The sequence below is a fragment of the Acinetobacter sp. AB03 genome, from assembly GCF_058107045.1.
The window spans coordinates 1-7,374 of record NZ_JBUEBA010000016.1 but is presented as its reverse complement, the minus strand read 5'-3'; the positions used below and the strand labels follow the sequence as shown (position 1 = coordinate 7,374).

Below are 7,374 nucleotides of genomic sequence, written 5' to 3'. Positions count from 1 at the left end.
AAAATATTACAGTCTCATCATAAAGGAATATGATATGAACCTGTTCAATACCGCATCTGCAAAAAATCTGCAAACAACCCATTTAATTAATCAACATACTGTGCATGCCGCCCCTGTTTTAGCCTTACCTCCAGAAGATAAAACGTCTTTATTTCGCCGCTCTATCCAACATAATTATGCTGACTTACTCAAAATAGCGGAAGATTCAGATATGGCGATTGGTCTTACAGATCATCACGGGACTCTCTTATGGACATGGAGTAGTTCTCCAATGCTTTCTTCTGCCGAACAGGTTCATTTTATTGAGGGTGGGCACTGGTCTACACAGGCTGTTGGGACCAATGCGATTGGTATGACGTTGAACAGCCAAATATCAAGTTGTGTCTATTCTCATGAAAACCAAATGGACAGTGTTCGAGATTGGGTCTGTTATGCCGCGCCGATCTGGGATCCGACATCAGGGCAATTTCATGGCATTATTAACCTTTCCACAAAATATAAAAAACATACTCCTTTGGGGCTGCTTGCAGTTGAGCGCTGTGCGGATTTAATACAACGAGCCATAAAGTTTGAACAGCAGAATTTTTTATACATTAAGGCGCTAGGCTCGCCTTGGGTTCAATTTAATGGGCATACCTTGAACTTGAGTCACCGTCAAATTGAAATACTTTGCATTTTAGCTTTGCACCCCCATGGCATTGGTTTAGACGAATTACACTATGCCCTTTATGGTGAACGTAATGTTAGTATAAAAACACTCAAAGCTGAGCTTTCACAACTTCGTAGCCTGCTTCCGCATTGCATTGAGGCTCGCATTTATAGGCTTAGCTGTGAAGTCCAATGTGATTTTTTACGTGCTGAACAATCATTAAATGCAAATCTTATTTCCAGTACATTCTCGCTATACAAAGGTAGCTTTCTCTCTAAATCAGAAAGCCCTTTACTCAGCACTTGGAGACATTGTTTTGATGCCCGTTTGAGCCAGTTGATCTATCAAATAAAGGATATCGATCAATTATTAAGAATTATTGGGCAAATACATGACCGAATTGATGCGGTACAGCGTTTATTAGAGTTATTACCACAGGACAGTATCCACCGTAATTATTTTTCAAATCTGATTTAGATTTGATCTGTTGCTTCAACTCGGCTTTGTTGCACAAATACCTAAAACTATGATTTTATTATATTTATTTTCTATTAAAATTTGGTAAACCCCTTAAAAATCAGTACCTTGCAAAATATTTATGCAACAAAGCCTATAGCCTGACCATTTTTTCCATAGTGTCCTGCGTAGATGGTCAAAATAGCTTCAATATTAAGTTTTCAATCACTAAATGGCTGAATAACCTTGTGAACGATATGTTCATGTGTCGGTACGAGGCCGGCTTTTAAGCCAAGTGGTTTAAACACCTTATCTAATACGACCTGAGTCAGTTGACCTTTGTCCTGTTCAATGTCGGTTAAAGTACGCCGACTGATTCCAACCATTGCTGCATATTTTTCTTGAGATAGCCCCAATACATTTTTACGCAAGTGGCTCAGCAGTTGCCCCAAGGTAATTTTACCGAATAAATATTGGGTATATAAACCAATAAGCAATTGTTGACGGTCAAGTGGCTGATTTTCCTGTTTCATAATAGCTCCCATCGACTCAATTTGGCTTCAATAAAGTCATATCCTAGACCAGGCATCTCTATAATCGTTTGGGGAACACCTTTATTGATTAATTGCTGCTTGAGACCAATAAGTTTGCTCGCCAATGTTTTCAATGTACTTAAAGAGATATGTGGTTCACACCAGTGTGCAAGATTTTGTGTAATACCTTCCCAGCGGTATTCCCCTCCTTCTTCATACGGGCTTCCCCATGTTGTTGATCTTGTCACAACTTCTGGATCGGCTTTCATCGGGGCAAAATCATAAATTGGAGCAAGAAATATTCGTCCTGATTTTTTTAGGAATGACGTATTACGACCGTGATTATCTGAATTACCAAAAATGATATTCAGTAGATCCCTTTGTAACCACTCACAAACGAACTGCGAAGAATCAAAGTTTTTGTCCACCGATTTTAATAAGGAACAAAGCGCGTCTATGACTTCAAAATGATTCAAATGGCTCCCTGATGTTTTATTCAATACGGAATAAACTGACTCAAGCCCGAGTCGATGCCATTGTTGATTACGCCACTCTGTGTCAAATCTCGGCAACCATAACGAAGGGTATTTCTGACCTTCAATCAGTTTCATCTGAGAAGTTTCAATTGTTGTAAATCCAAGTTCATTCAGGACATGATAAAAATGATATTCTGCTCTCAATATGTCGCAATCTATTGCACTACGCTTATTTCGAGGGAATTTAACTAGATAGTGCTGATCCGGTTCATCAAAAGAATTTTGATAGGTATCAATCCAAACTTGCTGATCCTTTGAGACGCGAATCAGTAGTTTTGGAGCCTCACCTCCTGCTCCAGTTGCACCACCACTAATTGCACCCATTTGTTGTGCGTATTCGAGAAAATCAACACTTCGTTCTGTAACATCACCAGTAGTGAACTTGCGTAAGTGCAATGTTGATTCTGAATTGATTGGTGGAACTGATTCCTTAACTCTTAGATTCCCTACAGGAGCAATTGTACCTTTTGCCAATAAAGTGAAATCTTGTTCTGCTGATGAGAGTTTTTGCAGACCTAGATATTGAACCAAATAACGTCGAGCAGCCCCAGATGGAACAATATCATCTAAAAAACTAAACCAGACTTTCGATTCATGTTGAATAAGAATTTGAACAGGAAGCGCTAAACTACATGCATGTTCATCTCTCTTATCTAGATAAGAAATGGCATATTCTAATTCGTAGGCTAACTCACACGCACTTGCAGAACCTTTGTGTGGTTCTAATATTTTAAGGTCTGCTATATCTAGCCATTCTGTATCGAGAAGAGCTTGTATCGTTAATTTTTCCATAAATATTAATGAGCAAATATTTTCTCAAAAATACCATAAAACTAAAAAAATGAGAATATATTTGCGCATTCACATAATAATTTAAATTAAATGAGCTAATATTTGCTCAATCAATAGCTAAAACTTCTTTCCATACTACAAATATAGAGCTCGTCCAAATCTGTAAGCAATTACCGAGCTACTTTTAAATGCAATACACCTAAAGCTAGATGCTATGATTAAGCACTGTTTATTATCTAATTTTCTCATGACGAATACATTTTCTGACAACAATCAAATTGAAGTAGTTTCTTCTTTTTCTGAACTTGTAAATTCCAAATTTCAAGGAGAAATGAATGCACTTTGCTGGCATAGAAATTTGGTTGGGGATTTTAAAGAAATTGTGGCTAAACTCGAATTAAAAGAAAATATTACAGAAGTTTCGATTGAAGATCTTTTAGCATTACAACTTTCAGAAAAAGGAAATTTAGCAAGGGAAATCATTTTAAAAGATATACAGCTCTTAACTGATTTCGGTGCATCTCCTGCTCTTAATTTACTAAAATGTTATGAGCGAGATGACGAGCTAGACTTTATTTCCACAGATGTATATTCGTTTCATGTTGATCGCTCACCGATTGAAACAGATACTTTCCTCTGCACTTATCACGGCGCTGCAAGTGATATCGTACCCAATGATCAGGTGGAGCAAAAGATTCTAATTCCCGAGATCAGAGAAAAACTTAAAAAATTACATGATGGCCCTGAAGCTGAATTTGAAACCTTTCTAGAAGAATATTTTTTTGATCTGCATTATCAGCCTAAACTGAATGCAAAACCTGTGAATTTAGGCTTAGGCCATCTTTGTCGTTTGGCGGTAGATCATCCTATGCAAAAAGTCTTGCCTTGTGTACATAGAGCACCCGTTGAAAAGGATGGCGAATATAGATTACTGTTGATTTGTTAAACATTTATTCGATACAGAGTCGATGAATTTAATCTATTTATAGACGGTAAAAAAGCACCTTAAATTTTAAGGTGCTTAGCTGAAAAGCGTTACTATGCGATTTCACCATTATTGGGTTTAGTAATCCCAAAAAATGCGTTGGATTTCCTTGGCATCTTTTGTTTTTGTTAAAGCAAGTGCAGCCAGTAATTTAGCTTTTTGCGGGTTAAGATCATGTGCGACGACCCAACCATATTTGTCATCTGGTTGTTCTGCATTTCTAAGAACAAAACCTTGAGGTACGCGAGATGAACGAATAATTTGCACACCTTGTTTTTGTAAGTCAGTTAAAGTTGGGACAATATAATTGGCTACCGAGCCATTCCCTGTACCTGCATGAATAATAGCCTTTGCCCCTGCTTTAGCATAAGCCGTGTATGCATCTGGCAACATATTGCCTGAACCATAAACAATTTGTACCAGCGGTAAACTATCACCTTTAATATTTTCAATATTAAATTCGGAGCTCTTATTATGACGTTTCGCCGTGTTTCTGAACCAATATGGTTTTCCTTCAACTAAGGTTCCAAGCGCACCCCATTGGCTCATAAATGCATTGGTATGGATATTAATTGTTTTTGAAACATCTCGTGCTGCAAAAATGTCGTCATTCATGAGTACAAAAGTTCCTTTACCTTTTGCACTATCGTCGGCCGCAAGTGCAACCGCGCTATAAAGGTTCAACGGGCCATCAGCAGAAAGTGCAGTACTTGGACGCATTGACCCGACCAATACAATCGGCTTGTCTGAATGAATCACTAAATTTAAAAAGAAAGCTGTTTCTTCTAAGGTGTCTGTTCCATGTGTAATCACGACACCGTTCACATCAGGCTTTTTAAGCAAGTCATTGACTTGACGTGCAAGAGATAATAATTCTTTATCCGTAATACTTTCTGATGCAACTTGCATTGCCTGCACACCAGTTACATTGGCAATGTTTTGCATCTGGGGAACCGCATTTAGTAATGCATCTACAGGAACTTTTGCCGCAGTATAAGTTGCACTATTGGTAGAGCTTGCACCAGCACCTGCAATCGTTCCACCAGTAGCGACAACAACAACATTATTTTTGGCAAATGCTACACATGGGAGTAATAGGCTTAAACTGAGTGTCAAAGCTGAAATCGTTTTTTTCATAGGTCATCCTTTTTGAGTCATTTTATTCTTAGCATTTTTCATACCATATTATAAAATTACTTGAAAAAGATCGGATTGTATAGGTGTAGAAATTGTGTTTTATGTCGATCACAGTTCTTAAATACGATCAATCATGGTGCATCTCTTGTAGTTTTGAGATGAGTCCTATTTACCCAATACAGAACAGTTGCAAGAAAATATTCAAAATACGGTACGACTATTTTTAAATGGTTATCGCACTTTTTAGCAAGTTGTTATTTTATTTAGGATGAAAGCAATATGCAGTCCCTCCAAGAATGAAAAACTGCACCGTATTATTTAGGCGGTGGCTATTTATTACCACGTTATTTCATGACCTTGAAAGTCGACAAACTGTTGTTCATTTTTACCAATAAAATCTTCAACCACACGTACAATGCCCGTTGTGCTTTCTTTTACGTTGATGGGTGCATGGCTTCCGCCCATTTCAGTTTGCACCCAGCCTGGATGTAAGTTCAGCACGCCTATTTGGGCAGGAATTGCCTCATTTATCGCAAAGCCACGTGTGATACTATTGAGAGCAGCCTTGCTTGCGCGATACAGCTCCATACTTCCATCATCGTTTAAAGCAACGCTTCCCATGCGAGAACTCATAAATGCAATGACACTCTTTTCTTTCATCAAAGGAAGAAGTTTTCTCGCAATCGTCACGGGTGCAATGCTATTTACCCAAAACAGATTGGCAATCTCATTGGGCGTGCACTGCTCAACGCGTTGGTGTTCTGGCCCAAGAATACCCGCAGAAACCAACAGTAGATCGATTGATTTTTCATGATATTTACTGAGTAAACGGTCTGCCGTTTGCACATCATTTAAATCTAATTCGGTTAATTCAAGTCGGTCGGGATACTCAGAAAGCAGTTGATTCAATCCTGTAGAGACTTGGTTTATATCTCGGATGGTCGCAATAACATGCCAGTGCTGATTGAGAAATTCGCGAACCAGACCTAGGCCAATCCCTCTTGAAGCACCAACCACGATTGCGCGTTTATTCTTATCAAACATAAAATGTTCCTCTATCACGATAATTCAAGATGTAAAAAACGCTTGAGATCAAACCTTCAAAGTTTGCTTTTAAATATTAATCCACAAGCTTAAGAATTCGCTTTGATCATAGTGCAGTAAGAATTTTTTATACAAACCTATTTCTGTAGACTTATTTAACCTAATCATTATTTCAATGAATAAGCCCACATCTAATATGAATCGTACTAGTAGTAGGTTTTCCTAGAACCCCACATTGGAGAATTTAGAAAACCTAAAACCTAGCGATTTCTGTTTAGAAGTTCACAGTCCATGAAAATTGTGCTGTACGCGGTGTGCCCAGAAATAAATAGTCATCCCCGAAGAAGCTGCCTGCATCTCGCCAGTATTTTTTATTGAACAGGTTGTCCACATTCAGGCGAAGCATATTGTCATAACCATAAGTACGGAAGTTATAAGCTGCACCCGCATCGAATACGGTATAGCCTGAAACTTTAACCGTACCCGTTTTGTTAGCATATTTACTACTACTGTATTGCATACCTGCGAGTAGACGTAAACCTTCTACTTGAGGCATTTGATAAGACACATGACTAGCAAAACGAACCGTCGGTACGTTTTGAGTTTGATGCCCTTTATAAGCATCTACTTGTACATCTTCCAAACGTGAACGAGTCAGAGCCAAAGTCGATATCATATCCAGATTTTCCGCAACGCGACCTTGCAAGCCCAATTCCAAACCTAGGTTATGCTGTTCACCATCGGTGACATAGTAGTTGTCTAAGTTGGTATATTGATGGTCTTGTGTTAAGTCAAACAACGCGGCAGTAATCAGTAGCTCTTGCCATTGCTGTTTAAGACCTAATTCATATTGAGTTGAACGTCTTGGTGCTAAGGTAACATAAGCATTATCTGTATATGCAGGCGCTTGACTGCCGTCGCTGATTCCTTTTGCATACGAAACATACAGATGAGTGTTCTGCCAAGGCTGATACATCAACGCGAGCTGTGGTAAGAAGCGATTAAAGTCGGTGTCACGGATACTGTTGCCATCCGCAGCATAGGCACTTTCATTTAAATGTAAAAGCTTACCGCCCAGCAAAACTGACCATGCATCATTAAATTCGATTTGATCCAACAGATTGAGGGCTGTTTGTTGACTATCCAAAGATTTGTAATGATTACCTAAGGCTTTATCCGTAGGTGTATAGCTAATAGGATCATCATAAATATTTCCTGTAGATTCAGAGTCCTTAACTACTG

General features: G+C 38.6%; 7 protein-coding genes. 2 read left to right on the top strand and 5 right to left on the bottom strand.

The features are described 5' to 3' along the window. Nucleotides 1-34: 34 nt before the first annotated feature. A complete protein-coding gene (locus ACY3FQ_RS16850; RefSeq protein ID WP_489774485.1) occupies nucleotides 35-1,126 on the top strand; it encodes a transcriptional regulator in 1,092 nt (363 codons plus the stop codon). Nucleotides 1,127-1,326: 200 nt separating this feature from the next. On the opposite strand, the gene ACY3FQ_RS16845 is transcribed toward ACY3FQ_RS16850, so the two are convergent. Together ACY3FQ_RS16845 and ACY3FQ_RS16840 are read right to left on the bottom strand one after the other, a co-directional pair. Next, nucleotides 1,327-1,638: a helix-turn-helix domain-containing protein gene (locus ACY3FQ_RS16845; protein ID WP_201951452.1), complete on the bottom strand. Its 312-nt coding sequence runs from the start codon at nucleotides 1,636-1,638 to the stop codon at nucleotides 1,327-1,329. Next, nucleotides 1,635-2,966: a type II toxin-antitoxin system HipA family toxin gene (locus ACY3FQ_RS16840; protein WP_125280062.1), complete on the bottom strand. Its 1,332-nt coding sequence runs from the start codon at nucleotides 2,964-2,966 to the stop codon at nucleotides 1,635-1,637. Before ACY3FQ_RS16840 ends, ACY3FQ_RS16845 begins: the two co-directional genes overlap by 4 nt. A gap of 247 nt (nucleotides 2,967-3,213) precedes the next feature. On the opposite strand from ACY3FQ_RS16840, the gene ACY3FQ_RS16835 reads away from it, so the two are divergent. Next, on the top strand, nucleotides 3,214-3,912 hold the full coding sequence (locus ACY3FQ_RS16835) for a DUF1826 domain-containing protein (RefSeq protein ID WP_201951449.1): 699 nt from the start codon (nucleotides 3,214-3,216) through the stop codon (nucleotides 3,910-3,912). Nucleotides 3,913-4,029: 117 nt separating this feature from the next. Here ACY3FQ_RS16835 and ACY3FQ_RS16830 read toward each other — a convergent pair whose 3' ends face one another. The 3 genes from ACY3FQ_RS16830 to ACY3FQ_RS16820 form a co-directional block, all read right to left on the bottom strand. Next, nucleotides 4,030-5,088, bottom strand: coding sequence for an asparaginase (locus ACY3FQ_RS16830; RefSeq protein ID WP_201951447.1), 1,059 nt, complete (start codon nucleotides 5,086-5,088; stop codon nucleotides 4,030-4,032). A gap of 336 nt (nucleotides 5,089-5,424) precedes the next feature. Beyond that, nucleotides 5,425-6,132: an SDR family oxidoreductase gene (locus tag ACY3FQ_RS16825; RefSeq protein ID WP_489774482.1), complete on the bottom strand. Its 708-nt coding sequence runs from the start codon at nucleotides 6,130-6,132 to the stop codon at nucleotides 5,425-5,427. Between the two features lie 274 nt (nucleotides 6,133-6,406). Continuing rightward, the coding region (locus ACY3FQ_RS16820; protein WP_489774480.1) for a TonB-dependent receptor at nucleotides 6,407-7,374 on the bottom strand (968 nt) is incomplete at its 5' end.

Bases quoted from the DNA above. Each gene is read 5' to 3' on its own strand.
- ACY3FQ_RS16835 (WP_201951449.1), top strand. From the start codon at position 3,214: ATGACGAATACATTTTCTGACAACAATCAAATTGAAGTAGTTTCTTCT.
- ACY3FQ_RS16845 (WP_201951452.1), bottom strand. From the start codon at position 1,638: ATGAAACAGGAAAATCAGCCACTTGACCGTCAACAATTGCTTATTGGT.
- ACY3FQ_RS16825 (WP_489774482.1), bottom strand. From the start codon at position 6,132: ATGTTTGATAAGAATAAACGCGCAATCGTGGTTGGTGCTTCAAGAGGG.
- ACY3FQ_RS16830 (WP_201951447.1), bottom strand. From the start codon at position 5,088: ATGAAAAAAACGATTTCAGCTTTGACACTCAGTTTAAGCCTATTACTC.
- ACY3FQ_RS16850 (WP_489774485.1), top strand. From the start codon at position 35: ATGAACCTGTTCAATACCGCATCTGCAAAAAATCTGCAAACAACCCAT.
- ACY3FQ_RS16840 (WP_125280062.1), bottom strand. From the start codon at position 2,966: ATGGAAAAATTAACGATACAAGCTCTTCTCGATACAGAATGGCTAGAT.